Consider the following 19,009-nt stretch of genomic DNA (forward strand, 5'->3'; position numbering starts at 1 on the left):
AAAGACTACTCGGACAGCGACTCGGCCAGACGCATCAGCGTCACGGCTTCCGCACGGTAGCCGAACGGGTCATCGCCTTTGGCTGCATTTGCCAGTGAAATGGCGTCGTCGTAGGACCAGGTGCCCAAATATTCACCGCCGCGCAACAACTGGCCAAACCCGGCAATCGCAGTTGAAAAGCGTGCATCATCGGTCGGCACCCCCTGCCCCGGCAGGATAGGTTGCTCGATCATCTGGCTTTGGCTGGCACCGGGGACCTTGTAACGCAACTTGAAGAACCCGATCTCATCCAAGCCGTCCGGCGCGGTTTCAATTGCATAGCGCAGCGGTCCGTTTCGAATGGCGTCCGAGCCTGTGGGCGTCACCTCGTAGATGGCGGTCACGCTATGGCCCGCACCGATATCTCCGGCGTCCACCTTATCGTTTGAAAAGTCCTCGCGCCGCAGGGCACGGGTTTCATAGCCGATCAGACGGTATTCAGCGATTTGTGCAGGATTGAACTCGACCTGTATCTTGACGTCATTGGCAATGGGGAACAGCGCCCCGGTCAGTTGATCGACCAGAACTTTACGCGCCTCGCCCAGCGTATCGATATAGGCCGCCTGGCCGTTTCCATATTGCGCCAGCGCCTGCATGGTCGCGTCATCCAGATTACCCCGGCCAAAACCAAGCACGCTGAGATAGGTTCCGCTGTCCCGTTTGCGGGCAATGAAATCCTTCAGCGCGTCCGGGTCGGACAAACCGACATTGAAATCCCCATCCGTCGCCAGGATCACGCGCGTGACGTCCCCGTCATCTGCCATGGACTCGGCAACCTGATAAGCCTGCTGCAACCCCGCCTGACCGGCCGTCGATCCACCCGCCTGCAACTGATCAAGGGCGTTCATGATCTTGGTCCGATCCGCCGCTGTGGTCGGCTCCAGAACCTGACCCGCACTGCCGGCATATGTCACGATCGAGACCTGATCTTCGGGACGAAGCTCGGACAACAACAGGCGGAAGGATTGCTTGAGCAGTGGCAACTTGTTCGGCTGCTGCATGGACCCCGACGTATCGATCAGAAAAACAAGGTTCAGCGGCGGCCGATCTTCAATCTGCGGCAACGCGCCCTGAATACCGATATGCACAAGCTGAGTACCCTCGTTCCAGGGCGTCGGTGTCACCGTGATCGTCGGCCGGAAAGGCGCATCTCCTTCGGGAGCAGGATAAGTGTAGGGGAAATAGTTCACCATCTCTTCGACCCGCACCGCATCTTTGGACGGCAGCCGACCGTTCATCAGAGAGGATCGGACGATGCCATAGGACGCCGTATCCACATCAATTGAAAACGTAGAGACCGGATCGTCAGTGGTGATCTTCAACGGGTTGGTTTCGGTGTTGGAAAATGTTTCTGTGTTTTGGTCTTGTTCGGCAACCGGTGCAAGCATGCGTTTCGCAGAATGTTCGGACGCGCCGGTCGCATATCCCAGGACGACACCGCCAACGAGCGCCTCAGCCATGCCCCTCTCGGGTTTTGCAGGCGGCACGATGGCCTCTGCTGCAGGAACATCGGCAATCGGCTCCTCCAGCAGGGGCTGGGGCACAGCATGGGCAATATCCGCCTCCGGTTCTGAACCCACTTGTGGAGATGACGCGTTGCTTTCGCTGCGGGACAATGGATTGACCACGAGGTCCTGCGCCTGCGGTACAATCAGGATCAGGGCAACAGCGGCTATCGCAGTGGTCGCGGTCAGCACGCCACGGTGGGAGAGGGCATTCAACATGGATTTCGCTCCTTCAGTCATGCGGGCCAAGAGGCCTCGCTTGACAGTGGGACGCGCCCCGTTGCCCGATCCTTGGGCGCGGTAGAAATTTTTTTGCGCCATGGCCAGGTTTTCAGCCCGGCGCCGGGCATCCGGTGCGGGGGTTGCCGCATCCATCAGCGCCTTGAGATCATCCAGATCGTCGGTCATTGCGCCAACTCCTCTTGCCGCATTGCCTTCAGGCGTTTGCGGACATCCGACATCCGCCAGGATATCGTACCTTCCGAGACACCCAGGACCTGAGCCGCCTCGGCATGGGTCATTTCATCCTCAAGCGTCAGTGCCAGTGTGTCCTGCAGCTCCTGCGGCAGCGACCGCATAGCCCGTTGCAGCCAGTCCAGGGCTTTTGTGGTTTCTGCCGCCTCCGCGCGGCGCATTTGTTCGACATCGCCCCACCCCGCCGCGGCTTTTTCATGGCTTGCCCGGCGCCGTCGCGCATCTTCTGCCGCGTTGACCACGACGCGGTACAGCCACGTGGTGAACTTTGCCTGTGCCCGAAACCCCTTGATCTTGGCCGGTAGAGCGGCACAGATATCCTGCGTCAGATCCTCGGCCCTGTCCGCGTGACCGGTCAGCCGAAATGCCAATCGGAAGACAAGATCATAGTGGCGCGCCAACAAGGTGGCGAACGCGTTCGCGTCGCCTTTAGCTGCCGCCTTTGCCAGGTTTTCGTCAGACGTCGTCATCCGCATCACGTTGATAAGACGGATACCAGGCGTCAATCCTTGGCGCGTTCCGAAAAAGAATCAAAAATGAGCGGCCGAGGCTGTTTTCCAGTCTTCTGCAAACATCTCGGGTATCGCTTCAGTCAGCAGAGCACCGTCGTCGATGAACGAATACAGTTCGGCATACGTTCGCTCGCACTCATCCGCCGTGCGGCGGTGAATATCCGAAGGACGCAGGTCAGCAACCTTTTCTTTACCCATCGCGCCAAGCAATTCGCGAAAGCTCTCCAACGTGGCGTCATGATACCGGTGAACGCGCTGACGCTTCTGCGGGACGTTCACGGCCCGACCCCGGACCGGATCCTGTGTCGCCACGCCCGAAGGACAGCGGTTGGTGTTGCAGTGCAAGGCCTGGATACAGCCCACCGCGAACATCATGGCCCGCGCCGCGTTACACATGTCCGCCCCCAACGCAAATTTCTCGATCATGTCATAACCAGTCGCTACCTTGCCCGAGCAGATGACGCGTATCTGGTCGCGCAAACCTACGCCGCGCAGGCAGTTGTTCACAAAGATCAGAGCCTCATTCAGAGGCATGCCCAACCGATTGGTAAACTCGACCGGGGCCGCCCCGGTGCCACCCTCCGCACCGTCAACGGTAATGAAATCGGGCAGAATACCGGTCTCCAGCATGGCCTTGCAGATCGCCATGAATTCGGACGGTTTGCCGATGCACAGCTTGAACCCCACCGGTTTGCCACCCGACATTTCCCGCAGGTGCTGAACGAAATGCATCAGGCCCGTCGGGCCTTCAAACGCAGAATGCGTGGGGGGTGAGATGACATCCTGGTGCACCGGCACACCACGAATCTCGGCAATCTCTTCATCAACCTTGGCCGCGGGCAGAACGCCACCATGCGAAGGCTTTGCCCCCTGTGACAGCTTGATTTCTATGGCCTTGACCACCTCTTTTTTTGCTTTTTCGGCAAAGAGATCCTTGTCAAAACCACCCTCCGGGGTGCGGCATCCGAAATAACCGGTCCCGATCTGCCAGATGATATCCCCACCTTCGGCCAGATGGTGCGGCGACAGCCCGCCTTCGCCGGTGTTATGCGCAAACCCACCATCCCTGGCTCCGCCGTTCAGCGCCCGGATCGCGTTGGCGCTGAGGGCCCCAAAGCTCATGGCAGAAACATTCAGTCGGGACGCGCTGTAGGGTTGGTCACATTGCGGCCCGCCCAGCGTTACCCTTTCTTCGCTTTCGGGCACGTGTTTGGGTGCAAGTGAATGGGCAGCGCGTGTGTAGCCAACGGTGAGGATATCGTATTGTGTTCCGAAGGCCTGCGTATCCACCTGACCCTTGGCTCGGGAATAGACCAACGACCGGACGATCCGGTTGTAAGGCCGACCGCTTTCATTGGTTTCCACGAAATACTGGCGGATTTCCGGGCTTACGAATTCCAGCATATAGCGGAAGTGCCCAAGGACCGGATAGTTGTTCAGCACATTGTGCCGGGTTGTCATCAAGTCATATGCCCCAACCACGGCATAGGGCACCAGCAGGACCAGCAGCCAATGGATTGGAGACCAGAAAAATCCCAGCAGCAGGGTCAACGGCAAAACGACGAAACTGAGTGCGAAAAAAAGCCTGCGAACGATCATTTTCGGTCTCCTTGCGCTTGGCTGGCCGGGGTTTTCTTGGCTTAACGAGAGGCTTTTTGGTTATGGATTGCAAGCCCTTGTATGTCCTGCATCCTGATCAGACGAAAATGTGATGATCTGCGATGGGTCCCGACTTTGGTTGATCCCACACCAGCCAGTCTGTATGCCGAAACAGACACCAGAACAGGCCCGATCCTTGGCAGAGCGAGCAAAACAGGCAACATACCGGCACCACGCGCTTATGTTCACTGCCGTATTCGTAGGCGGAGCGGCAGGGTCACTGCTGCGCGAGGTGTTTGCCGTCAACTTACCCGGGTTGCCCTACCTAACCTCGACCTTCGGGATCAACGTGGTCGCGTGCTTTGTTCTGGGCTGGCTGTATTCCGCCCGCCACCGTGTCCACGCGCATGTGCTGCATCTGGGTGCGGTCGGGTTTTGCGGGGGGCTTTCGACCTTTTCCTCCTTCGTCGCTGATCTTGAAGTCATGGCAATGTCCAGCGGCTGGATGGCCGCTGTCGCCGCCGTGGCGGAAATTGCTATCGGTCTGGGTGCCGCAATTCTGGGTGAGATGACGGGGCGGCGGTTCCAGTCAGGTGGTTCCCGGACATGACCGACCTGTATTTGCACGCAATGTTTGGCCTGGGTGGGGGGCTTGGCGCCGTGATGCGGCATTGGCTTGCGCTCAAAGTCACGCACCAACTGCCATTGTCCACCCTGATCGTGAATATTCTGGGCAGTCTCTTTTTGGGCCTGTGGATAGGGTATCTAGGCGGCGCCGCAGACATGGGCGAAGAAGAAAAACGGCTGGTTTTTGGGTTTTGCGGCGGGTTCACGACCTTTTCCAGCTTCGCCTATCAGTCGCTGGAGCTGCACCGCGAACGTACAATCGTCTTGGCAGCCGGGAATATCCTGCTCAGCCTTGTTTTGTGCTGGGCGAGCTTGTGGCTGGGTCTGACGGTCATGCGCTAATGTGCGTGAACACTGACTTCCGTTCCCGGTTTCGGCGCCCGACAAAAGAATACCAGTGGGATCGTCGCCAATGCCAGAAGCCCAAGGTTGTTGAATACAGTCAGATAAGAGATCATCTCAGCCTGCAGCGCGATCTCCTGCCCCAGAATTGCCGCCCCTTGCGGGCTGTCCGGTGTCAGGCCAAGCGGCTTCAGATATGCCTGTGCGGCGGGATTGTACGGCGTCACGTTCTGGCTGAGGGTCGCGGTATTCGTCTGCAGACCACGCACGACCCAAGTACCAACCAGCGATATGCCAACTGACGAGCCCAACTGCCGGGTCACGTTGAACAGCCCCGAGGCTTCGTCCTGGCGGGCCTTGCTAATGCTTTCGAAGGCAAGAATGGACATGGGTACAAAAACCAGTCCCATGCCCAATCCGCTGACCGCACCCGGCCAGGCCAATTGCCAGAAACCGGCATTCAGATTGAGCGCGCCCAGCATGAAGTTCCCGATGGCTGTCAGCAATAAACCCAGACCGGTCAAAAGCCTGGGATCGAACCGTGTAACCAGCACGGAACCCGTCAACACCATCGACAATCCCGCCGCAATCCCACGCGGGATGAACAAATGCCCGGACTCGATGACCGGAAAGTCCAGAAGGTTCTGGACAAAGGTCGGCAGGATCGCGATCCCTCCGAACAGGGAAATCGCAAAACCTGCGATGATCAGATTGCACAGCGCGAAATTGCGATCCGCAAACAGCCGCAGGTCGACAACCGCGTTTTTGGCGGACAGGGCATGAACAATAAAACCCAGCGCGCCCAGAACCGAGGCGATCAACGCGACCTGAATGACCCGAGAGGACAGCCAATCCTTGGTCTCGCCCTGATCGAGTATGAATTGAAGGCATCCGATCCCGACCGCCAGCAGCGCAAGACCTTTCCAGTCAATCCGGACGTCTTCGGTCTTGTCATCAGGCAGTTCCCCGGCCAGCAGCAACAGTGCCATGGCCGCCACGGGAAGGTTGACGAAGAACACCATGCGCCACGAGAAATACTCGGTCAGGATTGCACCGACTGTAGGCCCAAGAACCGGCGCGACGACCACACCCAACCCGAATACAGCCATTGCATTTCCGCGTTTTTCCTTTGGAAACGCATCAAACAGGATGGATTGCGATAGGGGGATCAGGAACGCTCCGAACATGCCTTGCGCCAGACGGAACGCGACAATGGTCTCAAGGCTCCAGGACAGGCCACACATCACCGACATGGTGGCGAACCCGGTAACAGCGGTCAGGATCAGGCGGCGGCGGCCCACTCGCCGCGCAACAAACCCGGTCAAGGGCATAACCACAACAGCCGAGACGATATAGCTGGTCAATATCCATGTCGCCTGATCGGTGGTCGCTCCGAATGCCGCCTGAATATGAGGCAGAGCGACGTTGACGATCGTGCTGTCCAGCACCTCAAGGATGGCGCTCAGCAATACGGCGATAACGATCACCGGATTCACATGGCTGGCGACCTTAGATGTCACTTTTCAGCCTGATCAGTCGTTGTGTCCACGGTCACTTTACTGCTGCCACCGACGCGCAAGGGTGCGTCGGTCGGATCCAGCGCGATGCGCACGGGAAATCGACGTGTAACCTTGACCCAGTTCCCGCTGGAATTCTCGGACGGCAATAGAGAGAATGTATCCCCCGACCCCCGACCGATCGAGGCGACCTTGCCGGTCAGCGACACGCCCGGCAACATATCGATCCTGACGGTCACGGGCTGACCCGGACGAATGCGCGGCAATTCAGTTTCCTTGAAATTGGCATCCACCCACCAATCAGAAGACTCGACAATAGAAAATTGCGGGGCGTTGGCAGATACAGCTGAGCCGGGCCGTAGGGTCAGATTGGCGATCCAGCCGTCTGCCGCAGCGTAAACTTTGGTCCAGTTCAGGTTCGCCTTCGCAATTTCAAGCTGCGCCTGTGCCGCCAGCACATCGTCCTTTTTCGCCGCCAATCCGCTGCGCAATGCCAGAAGGCTGGACTGGCTTGTCGTCAGCCGTGCCGAGGCCTGCGCGGCATCGGTCGTGGCCTGATCCAGCGAGACCTGCGCGACATCCCCGCTGGCGAACAACGCCTTTGAGCGCTCGAAATTCTTCTGTGCAGTATCAAATGCGGATTGCGCCGACTTCACTGATGCTTCGGCTGCCGCGATCTGGGTTGAATAGGACTGGGCCTGCTGCCTGGCACTGTCCAGATCGGCCTGGGCCTGATCGACCGACGCGCTAAATTGTGTGGCATCGATTTCAAACAAAAGATCGCCCGCTTTGACCTTTTGGTTTTCTACGACAGAAAGGCCGGACACCTGCCCTGTGACCTGCGCAGCAACATAAATGATGTTGGCACCGATATAGGCGTCCTTGGTCGACGGGTAACGCTCCTCATGGCGCCAGTACAGAAGAAGTCCGGCGGCAATCGTGCCCAGCATGGCAATTACAGCCACGGTCTTCAGGGATTTCATGTGATCCGTTCCAAATGAGTGCTGAAGTTAAGGATCCGTCACATCGGGATCGTGTGCATCCGCACAGACAGATTTCCCAGAATCCAGACAGTTCCAAGGATGATGATGAGCAGGACCAATGTCGAAAACAGGACCAGATCCAGATCCTCGCGGCTGCTGCGGCGACGGTCGATGTGCAGAAAATAGACCAGTTGAACAATCAACTGCACCAGACCCAGAAGGCCAATGGTCAGATAGACCCCGGGTGTTTCGATACCGTACCGATAGGCGATCATGAATACGGCTAGGGTCAGCACCAGCGACCCGCCATACCCTATCAGATATCGGCGCCGTTCGCGGCGGAACATCTCGGTCTGCTTATCCATAAGTCAGCCCTCCGAAGTAGACGATGGTGATGATGCCGATCCAGATCAGGTCAAGGAAATGCCAGAACAGCGCCAGCCTTATGACGCGCGAGATCACCTTGTCGGTCATCCCCATCACCCGAAGCTGAATGCCCAGCACGACGAGCCAGACACAGCCAGCGGCCACATGCAACCCGTGCAACGGGACCAACCCGAAGAAGGCAGACAGAAACCCGCTGCGCTGTGGCACCCCACCCTTTTCCGCCATGGCCATGAAGTCGCGAACCTCAAGCACCAGAAAGCTGATGCCCAGCAGCAATGTCAGGCAGAACCAGAATATGACACGCACGCGCGGCCGGTTGTATTTCAACGCCAGCATGGCCAGACCAACCGTCAGACTGCTGGTCAGCAGGATCATGGTCTGGGCGAAGATGCTGTAAAGGTCGAACAGTTCATGCGGTCCGGGGCCACCCGCCTGCGCGTCGATCATCGTGATATAGATCGCGAACATCAGGCCGAAATAGACCAGATCGCTCATCAGGAAGACCCAGAATCCGAATGTTACGACCTCGCTCGATTTATCGGCGCTGGCGTGGTTTTCACCCAGATTCAGACCCGGATAGCTGTGTGAGGGTGCGCGTCTCATGTCGCAGCCTCCAGATCGGGGCCGGCAAGACCGCGGTTTTCCGAGGCGGTTTCCAGATCACGGTTCACGGGTTGGGATTTGCGCACCAGATTCAGCCAGGCTTCGTGCTGTTTGCGGACCTCTTCGGCCGGGATCACCTCCTCGGTGTCAGTGTTAAAAGTCCAGATGACGACCGACAGGATCATCAGAACGGTCATCAGGATGGCCAGCCACCAGATCCACCAGACCAAAGCGAACATCCAAACACCGCTGAGCACGCAAAGCACAAAACCGATGGCTGTATTGCGGGGCATCTCGATGTCTTCATAGGCATCCGCGGATGGGTAGGCCGTTCCGTTTTCCTTGGCTGCGGCAAAGTCATCCCGGTCGGACACCTGCGGAATGATCGCAAAATTGTATGCCGGCGGCGGTGCCGGTGTCGCCCATTCCAGCGTTCGCGCGTCCCACGGGTCGCCAACCGGTACACGTGTCTTTTCGCGATCCCTGATACTGACCCAAAGTTGCACCAGCACCGACAGAAGCGCCATCAGAATGACGAGCGAGCCGACAACCGCGACGATCATGTAGGGGTGGAAGCTCGGATCCTCCCAACTGAAGGACCGGCGCGGCATACCCATCAGGCCAACAAAGTAAAGCGGCAGGAAAGTCAGCATGAAGCCAACGGTCCACAGGGCCACAGACACCCTGCCCCAAAACTCGCTTAGCCGAAAGCCAAACGCCTTGGGGAACCAGTAATTGTATCCGGCCAACAGGCCAAACAGCACACCCGGCAACAGCACGTTGTGGAAATGAGCCACCAGAAACAGGGTATTGTGTACCTGATAATCCACGGTGGGATTAGCCAGTATCACGCCGCTAAGCCCGCCGATGACAAACAGCATCAGAAACGACAGGCCATACAGCATCGGAACCGAGAACCGGATACGGCCACGGTACAGAGTCGCCATCCAGTCATAGACCTTTACGCCGGTCGGGATGGCAATCAGCATGGTCGCGATGCCGAAAACCGCGTTGATCAGGGCGCTTTGGCCCATGGTGAAGAAGTGGTGCAACCAGACGGTAAAGGACAGCACCGCAATCGACATCGTGGCGATAACCAGTGAGTTATATCCATACAACCGTTTGGCCGAAAAGGTCGCGAAGATCTCGGAATAGATACCATAGGCGGGCAGAACCAAAAGGTAGACCTCGGGGTGGCCGAACAGCCAGAACAGGTTGGCATAGTTCATCATGTTGCCGCCAAGGTCGTTGGTGAAAAAGTGGAAGTCGAGATAGCGATCGGCCGCCAGCAACAGCGCGGCGACCCCAAGCGGCGGCATGGCGAAGATGATCAGGATCGAACTGCAGATGATCGTCCAGCAGTACATCGGAAGCCGCATGAACGTCATTCCGGGCGCGCGCAGTTTGTAAATCGTGACGGCAAAGTTGATGCCCGTCAGCGTTGTGCCGACGCCCGAGACGACAATGGCCCAGATCCAGTAATCCGGTCCAACGCCCGGATTGAAGGTTGCACCCGTGTAGGGCGGATAGGCCGTCCAGCCGCCCGTCGAGAACTCACCCACAACCAACGACACCATCAGCATCATGCCAGCCGAAACGGTCAGTCCCAACCCGATCTGGTTCATCACCGGAAACGCCACATCCCGCGCGCCAATCATCAACGGGACTAGATAATTTGCGACCCCAAAGACAAACGGAACGGCGACAAAAAACACCATTATCGTACCATGGGTGCTGAACAGTTCCGCGAAATGTTCAGCCTCAAGAAATCCGTCGCCCGGTCCCGCCGCTTGCTGGGCGCGCATGACAACGCCCTCCAACACGCCGCGCGCCAACATGACGATGGCGAAGACGATATACATGATGCCGATCTTCTTGTGGTCCGCACTGGTCAGCCAGTCCCGCCACAACGGTCCCCAAAGGCGGAACCACGTCAGCAGGCCCAAAACCGCAATGGCACCGACGATCACGATGCCCGCCGCCACATTGGCCACGATTTCATTGGCGTTGGGATCCCGGATCAGTCCGCTGATCGGAAAGGCATCCCAGTCGAGGCGGCCAAAGAACCCTGATCCGACCGTCGTCATTGACTGACCTCCTGCCCGAACTGCGCGGTTCCCGGCTGTTGATCCCGAGGCAACGGTTCGCCGCTGTGGTATCGGTGAAGAATGGACATGAACAGATCTTTGTCATCCAGAGTAAAATAGAGCGCGTTTTCCGGCATTTTCGCCGTGCCAAGCGCCGCCTGAACCTCATCCCGGTCAGTTCGCTTGGCCAAAGTCCGATAGGTTTCAGGGTCAAGCGGGATACCATTGGAACGCACACTTTCCACCCATGCATTGAAATCGTCAGGCTGCATCGCCAGCGTCTGAAACTTCTGTTTTGTAAAACCCCGACCATTGTACTGAGTGTTTTCCCCCTGCATCCGTTCAGGATGGTCAGCAACAAGGTGCAGTTTGGTTGTCATCCCCGGCATGGCATAGATCTGACCCGCCAAGGCCGGGATCATGAAGGACTGCATTACAGTGTCGGTTGTCAGCGTCATCGCCACCTGCTGCTTGACCGGGATGCCCAGCTCTCCGACACTTGCAATGCCCAGGTCGGGGTAGATGAACAGCCATTTCCAGTCGAGCCCGACAACCTGCACCTCCAACGCGGGCGCATCACCGAAAGGCGCGGCATAAGGGTCAAGACGATGGGTCGCCTTCCACAGGTAGAAGGACAGTATCGCCACTATGACAACAGGCACCCCCCACATCAGGAATTCCAGCCTGGACGAAAAGTCCCATTTTGGTCGATACTCGGCAGTGCTGCCCTTGTGGCGGCGGTAACGCAGGGCGATCAAGGGAACCAGCACGAGGACAGGAATAACCGCGACCATGATCAATATTGTCGCGCGCAGCAGATGGGTTTTCTGAAACGCCGCAATTGGCCCTTGCGGGTTCATGAAACTGCCGCTTGCTCCAGCCAATTGGGCCGAGGCAAACAAAACCACCAATGCCGCCAGTATAGAAACTGGCGCAGGAGAGATCCTGAAACTGGTCACGCCTGCCCGTCCTCTCATGCCGTTGTTTTCCGCCCAACTATCGACACTGTCACAGATTTTCTCAAGGTTTTTTACCGTACCGGAGATTGATCGGCGCGCTGGCGGCTCAACCAAAGCCGACAAACGGAGGCCATGGCTGTTGACTTGCACTGCGCCAGAGTTGAAACCGGAGTGGTGATGAAACTGTTTGTTTTTGTTCTTTCCCTTCTGTGCCTGCCAGCCGTAACGTTAGCGCAGGATCGCGCCGCGGTTGAAAAACAGTTTCGAACCTGGCTGAACACCACGGTCTGGCCTCAGGCCCGCGCCAAAGGCGTTTCGCGTCGCACGATGGAAGCGGCTTTTGAGGGCGTGACCCTGAATTGGGATCTGCCCGACCTCGTCCCTCCCGGTACGAAGGCAAAAACTCCCAGACAGCAAAAACAGGCCGAGTTCGGGTCCCCGGGGCGTTACTTAAACGCTGGTTCCGTAAACGGCGCCACATCGGAAGGGCGAAGAATGGCGGCCCGCCATTCCACCACACTGGACCAGGTCGAAAGACAGACGGGTGTGCCAGGCCGGATCATTCTGGCGATATGGGGTCGTGAAAGCGGGTATGGTCAGGTGCCGATCCGGTACGACGCGTTCGAGGTTCTTGGCACCAAGGGGTTCATGAGCACACGCGCCGAGTACTTCACAGCCGAACTGGTCGCCGCCCTGCAGATCGCGCAGGCCGACCACATGCCTGCGCGCACCATGAAAAGCAGTTGGGCCGGGGCGCTTGGGCAGCCACAATTCATGCCGTCGAACTTCCTGACCTATGCAGCAGATGGAAACGGCGACGGACGCACCGACATCTGGGGTTCGGCGGAAGACACAATCGCGTCAATCGGGAACTATCTGCACCGTCATGGCTGGATCTCTGGTCGGGACTGGGGGTTCGAGGTTGATGTTCCCGGGTCGGTCTCCTGTGCGCTTGAAGGCCCGGATCAGGGTCGCCCCATCCATGAATGGGAGGCGATGGGGATCACGCGCGTCTCCGGCAAACCGTTTCCGGCCCACGAAAGGGACGGCGTTGGGTATCTGATGATGCCGGCGGGACGGTTCGGGCCTGCCTTTGTCGTGACACCCAATTTCTATGTGCTCAAAGAGTACAACAAAAGCGACCTCTACGCCCTGTTCGTGGGCCACGTCGGCGACCGTATTCAATATGGGGTCGGCGATTTCACCGGGCGCTGGGGCAAGGTCGGCGGGCTTTATCGATCAGACGTTGCCACGATGCAAAGGGCGCTGGAGAAACAGGGGCACGATGTCGGTGGAGCGGACGGATTGCCGGGGTTCAAAACGCGCCGGTCAATCGGGCGCTGGCAGTCTTCGACAGGTCAGTCCCCTACCTGCTTTCCGCAGGCGCACATGAAAGCGGACCTGAGGGGCTGAGCGTCATTCGATCGGCACCAAGGGTGTAGCGATTCGCTGTCTCCCGGCCTTGGATGCGCAGGTCTTGGCGGTTTTCCAAAGACACATTCTGGATACAGGTTCACGAAAATGTCACGGACCCCCCGGGGTTCCTTCCTAAAATTTCCGACGCACCCACGGTTTAGGAAGTAATCCACCTTTGGTTGTTCAAACGAACGACCAAGGCTTTAACCTTTTCGAAAACAATGTCACCTTCTGCCGCAGTGAAAGGCGACTTTCGCAAACAGTTCCCGACTGCGTACCGAAAGACTGCGACGCGGTGTTCATTGCGATCAGTAACAAGACATATGGACCCCTCCCGGTTTTGTTCGGAGTCGGACAACCAAGGCAGGCGCGCGCCAACCCTATTTGGGTTTTGCGCCTTTGCTTCAAAAAACGGGAGTACATAACATGAAAAAGACTATTCGGATGTCGCTGGCGGGGCTGTTGTCCTCGACCATTATCGCAGGCGCGGCCTCTGCCGCCGGAACCCATCCTGTAACCGGTGAGGCACTGGCCGACGACCAGACCTTTACCTATCGCATTCTGGACGAACACAGTTCGGTCGATCCGCAGGTTGTCGAAGATGTCTCGGGCGCGGAAATCGTTCGCGACCTGTTCGAAGGTCTGATGAACCAGGACGAAGACGGCAACCTGGTGCCTGGTGTGGCTACGGAATATTCCGTCAATGACACCAAGGACGTCTACACCTTCACACTGCGCGACAATGCAAAGTGGTCGAACGGCGATCCGGTCACGGCCGGTGATTTCGTTTATGCCTGGAAGCGCGCGGTCGATCCTGAACTGTCCTCGCCCTACGCCTGGTTCATGGAACTGATGTCGATCGAGAACGCCGCTGCAATTATTGCCGGTGAAAAGCCCGTGGATGAACTGGGCGTCAAGGCAATCGACGACAAGACTCTGGAAGTCCGCCTGAGCGCCCCACTGCCATATTTCCCGCAGATGACCACACATTCGACCACCTTCCCTGCCCCGCAGAAAGTGATCGAAGAGTTCGGCGATGCATGGACCAAACCCGGAAACATCGTATCGAACGGTGCCTATGTACTGACCGAGCATTTGCCGCAGGAACGTTCGGTTCGCGAACGCAATGAAATGTACTGGGACAACGACAACACCATCATCGACAAGGTTGTGTCACTGGTGATCAACGACGAAAACGTCGCCCTGACCCGGTATCTGGCTGGTGAACTTGACCGCACCGAAATTCCCGCCGGTCAGTACCCGCGCCTGAAAGAGGAACACCCTGAAGAAGCCATCAGCTTCCCGCGTCTGTGCAACTACTATTACACGTTCAACCTGTCCGAGGGTGGCCCTGAGGCATTCAAGGACCCCAACATCCGTCAAGCCTTGTCTCTTGCCGTCGACCGCGCAATCATCACTGAAAAGGTCATGGCGGGCGGACAGCCGCAGGCATACACCTTTGCGCCCGAGGCCACTGCCGGCTTCACAGTCCCGGCTGTAGAAATGGCTTCGATGACCCAGCCAGAACGGGACGAGCTGGCCAAGGAACTGCTGGCCGAAGCAGGATTTGGCCCCGACAATCCGCTGAGCTTCGAGATGGTCTACAACACCTCGGAAGACCACAAAAAGGTTGCAGTGGCACTGAGCCAGATGTGGAAACAGAAACTGGGTGTTCAGGTCGAACTCGCCAACATGGAGTGGAAAGTCTTCCTGGAAGAGCGCGGCAACCAGAACTTTGATCTGGCTCGTGGCGCATGGTGTGGCGACTATAACGAAGCGTCCACTTTCCTTGACCTGCTGCAATCCGATTCCGGTTATAACGACGGCAAGTACAATAACGCGCGCGTCGACGAGTTGCTGGCCGAGGCCAAAACCTCGAACGATCCGGCACCGCTTTACACGGAAGTCGAGCGCATTATCGCGCAGGAAACCCCTGTGATCCCGATCTACCACTACGCCGGTGTCTACATGATGGACAGCGACGTCGGGAACTGGCCGGTGAACAATGTCGAGCAGAACTGGTATTCAAGAAACCTCTACAAGCTCGCTGAATAATCGTTTTTGAACCGCGCCCTGTCCCGGTCACATCCGGGGCAGGGCCAATAAAAATGGGGGCATGAAATGCTTGCCTATAGTTTGCGGCGATTGCTCGTCGCCATTCCGACGATCCTGTTGCTGATCGTCGCCTGTTTCTTTCTGATGCACTTCGCGCCCGGCGGGCCCTTCACCTCGGAACGGCCGCTGCCGCCGCAGGTTCTGGCCAATATCGAGGCGCGGTACGGGTTGGACCAGCCACTGTGGAAGCAGCTGTGGGACTACCTTTACAACATCGTCGTGCATTTTGACTTCGGCCCGTCCTTCAAGTTCAAGGACCGGGACGTCAACGACATCATCGCGCAGGGTTTCCCGATCTCGCTGACCTATGGTTCACTGTCGTTTCTTGTGGCGACTGCAGTCGGTGTGAGCCTTGGGATTGCCGCCGCGATCAAGCACAATAGCTGGATCGATTATTTCGCGGTTGGTCTGGGTATCGCGGCGCAAGCGCTGCCCAACTTCATCATGGGCCCGATCCTTATCCTGACCTTTACCCTGTGGCTGGGCTGGCTGCCGGGCGGCGGCTGGAATGGCGGTCAGTGGCAGTACCTGATCATGCCGGTCATCGCGCTGGCGACGTCCTATATGGGCTCGATCGCGCGGATTACCCGGTCATCGATGCTGGAGGTTCTGAACTCGAACTTCATCCGAACCGCCCGCGCCAAGGGGCTGCCGACCAGAACCGTGATCTGGCGCCATGCGCTGAAACCCACGCTGCTGCCGGTCGTGTCCTATCTGGGACCGGTCTTCGTTTACGTGCTGACCGGCTCGGTCTTTGTCGACATCTATTTTTCGACCGGCGGTCTGGGTCAGGCCTACGTCGGCTCGGCCCTGTCGCGTGACTATGCCGTGCTGCTGGGGGTTACGATCCTGTACGGCGCGCTGACCGTTGTCGTGAACCTGCTTACCGACCTGGCCTATGCCTGGTTCGATCCGAAAATCCGTTACTGAGGGGCAGGCAATGCTTGGAAAATCTCAAAAAGCCGCCCATCTGGCCGAGGAAATCACCGATTACACGGTCATTCAGGGGCGCTCACTCTGGCAGGACGCGCGGATGCGTTTTGTCCGCAACAAGGCCGCGATGGCCAGTGTCTTCATTCTGGGGATGATCGTCCTGTTCACGATTATCGGACCCTATTTCGCAGCCTGGAACAACGAAGAGATCGACTGGAACGTCATGGGTGACGTGCGCGGCATGGGAATGCCGTCCATCGAGACCGGACACTATTTCGGCGTCGATGATCTGGGGCGCGATCTGTACAGCCGTGTCATTCAGGCAACCACGACGTCCCTGCTGGTGGGTCTGATCGGGGCGGCAACGGCGCTGATCGTGGGCACCTGCTACGGCATCGCTGCAGGTTATATCGGCGGCCGTACCGACAGTGTCATGATGCGCTTTGTCGACATCCTGCTGGCGATCCCGGCTACGCTGGTCATCATCCTGCTGCTTGTCGTGGCAGGGCGGTCATTCTTCATGCTGTTCATCGCCCTTGGGGCGGTCGGCTGGCTGACCATGGCGCGGATCGTGCGGGGACAAACTCTGACTCTTAAAAACCGCGAGTTTATCGAGGCCGCCCGCGCCGCCGGGGTCAGCGAGTTTACCATCATGTACCGCCACATCCTGCCCAACCTGCTGGGCGTGGTGATCGTCTATGCCTCGCTACTGGTGCCCGAGATGATCCTGACCGAAAGCTTCATCTCGTTCCTGGGTCTCGGGATTTCGGAACCTTACACCTCATTGGGCCGTCTGATTGCCGAAGGGGCCGGCACGATGAGCTATGGCACGCTGTGGCAGTTGATGTACCCCCTGACATTCTATGTCGCAATCATCATCACCATGTTCTTCATCGGTGACGGTCTGCGTGACGCTCTGGACCCGAAGGATCGTTGATATGAGCCTGTTTTCCGTAAAAGACCTGAGCGTCCGGTTCGACACTCCAGATGGCGTGGTCGAGGCCGTCAACGGCATCAGCTTCGACATAAATCCGGGTGAGTGCCTGGGCATTGTTGGCGAAAGTGGGTCGGGCAAAAGCCAGACCTTCATGGCCGCGATGGGGCTGTTGCCATCTGCAGGCCACGCGAGCGGGTCGGCAATGCTGAACGGCAGGGAAATCCTGAACCTGCCGGTGCAAAAGCTTAATCAGATCCGCGGTGCCGATGTGGGAATGATCTTTCAGGATCCACTCACGGCCTTGACGCCGCATTTGCGGGTTGGCCAGCAAATGCGCGAAGTGCTGCAGGTTCACGAAGGCCTGCAAGGTTCGGCTGCTCGTGCCCGGTGTCTGGACTGGCTGGACCGTGTACGCATCCCCGAAGCCGCGCGCCGGTTGGATCAATACCCGCACGAGTTGTCCGGCGGGATGCGCCAGCGTGTCATGATCGCCATGTCGATGCTGTGCAATCCCAAGCTGCTGATCGCGGATGAACCAACGACCGCCCTAGATGTAACGGTGCAGGCCGACATTCTGGACCTGATGGTTCGACTGCAAAAGGACGAGGGTACGGCGATCGCGCTTATCACTCATGACATGGGCGTCGTGGCGCGGATGTGCGACCGCCTTCAGGTCATGCGGCTTGGTCAATTCGTCGAGGGCGGTGACACCCGGGAGATTTTCCGCGCGCCGCAGCATGAATATACCCGCACATTGCTTGAGGCGATGCCGCGCATCGACGCCGGTGATGCCCCCAAAGCTCTGGCCAAGGTCGAAGAGCCGCTGCTCAAGGTCGATAACGTCAAGGTTCACTTCCCGATCCACGTCAAGGGCGGTTTGTTCGGGTGCAAGGTTCCACTGAAAGCGGTCGACGGTGTCAGCTTCGATATCCGCAAGGGTGAAACGCTGGGCGTTGTTGGCGAGTCGGGTTGCGGAAAATCCACGCTGGCACGGGCCGTACTTCAACTGATCGAGCCAAGCGCGGGCAATGTCAGCTGGCTGGGGCATCCGATCGTCGGACTGAGACGGGCTGAGCTTAACAAGTATCGCAAGGACCTGCAGATCGTGTTCCAGGATCCGCTTGCCAGCCTGGATCCGCGCATGACGATCTCGGCCTCGATTGCCGAGCCGCTGAAAACCTACCGCCCCGACCTGACAGAGCGGGAACGCAAAGAACTGGTCGCCGAGATGATGGAGCGGGTCGGCCTCAAGGCGAACATGATCAACCGTTATCCGCACGAATTGTCTGGCGGACAAAATCAGCGCGTGGGAATCGCCCGGGCGATGATCAACAAGCCAAAGCTGATCATCTGTGATGAAGCGGTTTCGGCTCTGGATGTGTCCATTCAAGCTCAGATCGTGGAATTGTTGCGAGAATTGCAACAGGAATTTGGCCTGTCGATGATCTTCATCAGCCATGATCTGTCCGTAGTGCGCGCGGTGTCGAACCGGATCATGGTCCTGTATCTTGGCCGTATCGTCGAACTGGGCGATGGCCAAGTGATTTGTTCCGATCCGGTTCACCCATACACAAAGTCGCTGATTTCGGCGGTACCGATACCCGACCCCGATGTGGAGCGAACACGCCAACGTCTGAAATTACCGGGAGAATTGCCCTCACCCATGGATCCCAAGGCGGCTTTGCGTTTCCTTCCCAGTCGCCTGTCGGCCGGACAGTCGGACTATGTTCCACAACTCAGCGAGATCGCGCCGGATCACTATGTGGCCGAACATGACCCGCTTGAGATCATCATGGCGACGTCCTGAACACCTTCCCCCCGGGGCCTATACAGGGACTCGGGGGAGAGTTCGGCATAAATGTTCTAACGGGTTGTTTTTGACTCTCCCCCACCAAGGTGGCACCTTTTGTCCAGTTATAGCCCGGCGGCCCGGGCGACGTTGATTGTTCAGGCGTTGCAGCATAAGAGGAGAGA

Annotated in this window: 16 protein-coding genes; 7 read left to right on the forward strand and 9 right to left on the reverse strand. The window is 58.1% G+C overall.

What is annotated here, in order from left to right:
• Positions 1–5: 5 nt before the first annotated feature.
• The 3 genes from ACR3EQ_RS21705 to ACR3EQ_RS21715 are packed head-to-tail and all read right to left on the reverse strand — an operon-like array spanning position 6 to position 4,129.
• The gene (locus tag ACR3EQ_RS21705; RefSeq protein ID WP_480492082.1) at positions 6–1,952 is read right to left on the reverse strand and encodes a vWA domain-containing protein; all 1,947 of its coding nucleotides are present in this window, start codon (positions 1,950–1,952) and stop codon (positions 6–8) included.
• On the reverse strand, positions 1,949–2,488 hold the full coding sequence (locus tag ACR3EQ_RS21710) for an RNA polymerase sigma factor (RefSeq protein ID WP_480492083.1): 540 nt from the start codon (positions 2,486–2,488) through the stop codon (positions 1,949–1,951). The genes ACR3EQ_RS21705 and ACR3EQ_RS21710 overlap by 4 nt, the downstream gene beginning before the upstream one ends.
• Before the next feature lie 60 nt (positions 2,489–2,548).
• Positions 2,549–4,129: an FMN-binding glutamate synthase family protein gene (locus ACR3EQ_RS21715; RefSeq protein WP_480492085.1), complete on the reverse strand. Its 1,581-nt coding sequence runs from the start codon at positions 4,127–4,129 to the stop codon at positions 2,549–2,551.
• Between the two features lie 163 nt (positions 4,130–4,292).
• Between ACR3EQ_RS21715 and ACR3EQ_RS21720 the strand changes: the two genes are divergently transcribed.
• Positions 4,293–4,739, forward strand: a complete 447-nt coding sequence (locus ACR3EQ_RS21720) for a fluoride efflux transporter FluC (protein WP_480492087.1) — start codon at positions 4,293–4,295, stop codon at positions 4,737–4,739.
• Positions 4,736–5,098, forward strand: coding sequence for a FluC/FEX family fluoride channel (locus ACR3EQ_RS21725; protein ID WP_170807545.1), 363 nt, complete (start codon positions 4,736–4,738; stop codon positions 5,096–5,098). Before ACR3EQ_RS21720 ends, ACR3EQ_RS21725 begins: the two co-directional genes overlap by 4 nt.
• Here the strand turns inward: ACR3EQ_RS21725 and ACR3EQ_RS21730 are convergent.
• Genes ACR3EQ_RS21730 through ACR3EQ_RS21755 form a run of 6 tightly spaced genes read right to left on the reverse strand, consistent with a single transcriptional unit; the run spans position 5,095 to position 11,634 of the window.
• Positions 5,095–6,618 (reverse strand): DHA2 family efflux MFS transporter permease subunit, encoded by a 1,524-nt coding sequence (locus ACR3EQ_RS21730; protein ID WP_170611368.1) that lies wholly within the window; start codon positions 6,616–6,618, stop codon positions 5,095–5,097. The genes ACR3EQ_RS21725 and ACR3EQ_RS21730 overlap by 4 nt on opposite strands.
• Complete coding sequence (locus ACR3EQ_RS21735; RefSeq protein ID WP_170611370.1) at positions 6,615–7,598, reverse strand: HlyD family secretion protein; 984 nt, start codon at positions 7,596–7,598, stop codon at positions 6,615–6,617. Before ACR3EQ_RS21735 ends, ACR3EQ_RS21730 begins: the two co-directional genes overlap by 4 nt.
• 38 nt (positions 7,599–7,636) lie before the next feature.
• The gene (locus tag ACR3EQ_RS21740; protein WP_480441590.1) at positions 7,637–7,963 is read right to left on the reverse strand and encodes a cytochrome o ubiquinol oxidase subunit IV; all 327 of its coding nucleotides are present in this window, start codon (positions 7,961–7,963) and stop codon (positions 7,637–7,639) included.
• Complete coding sequence (locus tag ACR3EQ_RS21745; RefSeq protein ID WP_170611372.1) at positions 7,956–8,588, reverse strand: cytochrome c oxidase subunit 3; 633 nt, start codon at positions 8,586–8,588, stop codon at positions 7,956–7,958. The genes ACR3EQ_RS21740 and ACR3EQ_RS21745 overlap by 8 nt, the downstream gene beginning before the upstream one ends.
• Positions 8,585–10,675: a cbb3-type cytochrome c oxidase subunit I gene (locus tag ACR3EQ_RS21750; protein ID WP_170611374.1), complete on the reverse strand. Its 2,091-nt coding sequence runs from the start codon at positions 10,673–10,675 to the stop codon at positions 8,585–8,587. Before ACR3EQ_RS21750 ends, ACR3EQ_RS21745 begins: the two co-directional genes overlap by 4 nt.
• Positions 10,672–11,634 carry a cytochrome ubiquinol oxidase subunit II gene (locus ACR3EQ_RS21755; RefSeq protein ID WP_480492090.1) on the reverse strand — a complete coding sequence of 321 codons (963 nt, stop codon included), beginning with the start codon at positions 11,632–11,634 and terminating at the stop codon, positions 10,672–10,674. The genes ACR3EQ_RS21750 and ACR3EQ_RS21755 overlap by 4 nt, the downstream gene beginning before the upstream one ends.
• Positions 11,635–11,811: 177 nt before the next feature.
• On the opposite strand from ACR3EQ_RS21755, the gene ACR3EQ_RS21760 reads away from it, so the two are divergent.
• The 5 genes from ACR3EQ_RS21760 (at position 11,812) to ACR3EQ_RS21780 (ending at position 18,842) form a co-directional block, all read left to right on the forward strand.
• Positions 11,812–13,047, forward strand: a complete 1,236-nt coding sequence (locus ACR3EQ_RS21760; RefSeq protein ID WP_170611376.1) for a lytic murein transglycosylase — start codon at positions 11,812–11,814, stop codon at positions 13,045–13,047.
• 429 nt (positions 13,048–13,476) lie between these two features.
• Entirely contained in the window at positions 13,477–15,105 is a 1,629-nt protein-coding gene (locus tag ACR3EQ_RS21765; RefSeq protein ID WP_170611378.1) for a peptide ABC transporter substrate-binding protein, read from the forward strand.
• A 66-nt stretch (positions 15,106–15,171) separates the two neighbouring features.
• Entirely contained in the window at positions 15,172–16,095 is a 924-nt protein-coding gene (oppB, locus tag ACR3EQ_RS21770; RefSeq protein ID WP_039543927.1) for an oligopeptide ABC transporter permease OppB, read from the forward strand.
• 10 nt (positions 16,096–16,105) lie between these two features.
• Positions 16,106–17,035, forward strand: coding sequence for an ABC transporter permease subunit (locus ACR3EQ_RS21775; RefSeq protein WP_170611380.1), 930 nt, complete (start codon positions 16,106–16,108; stop codon positions 17,033–17,035).
• Position 17,036: 1 nt separating this feature from the next.
• Positions 17,037–18,842 carry an ABC transporter ATP-binding protein gene (locus ACR3EQ_RS21780; protein WP_480492092.1) on the forward strand — a complete coding sequence of 602 codons (1,806 nt, stop codon included), beginning with the start codon at positions 17,037–17,039 and terminating at the stop codon, positions 18,840–18,842.
• The last annotated feature ends 167 nt before the right edge of the window (positions 18,843–19,009 follow it).

Source organism: Ruegeria sp. AN11 (genome assembly GCF_056536005.1).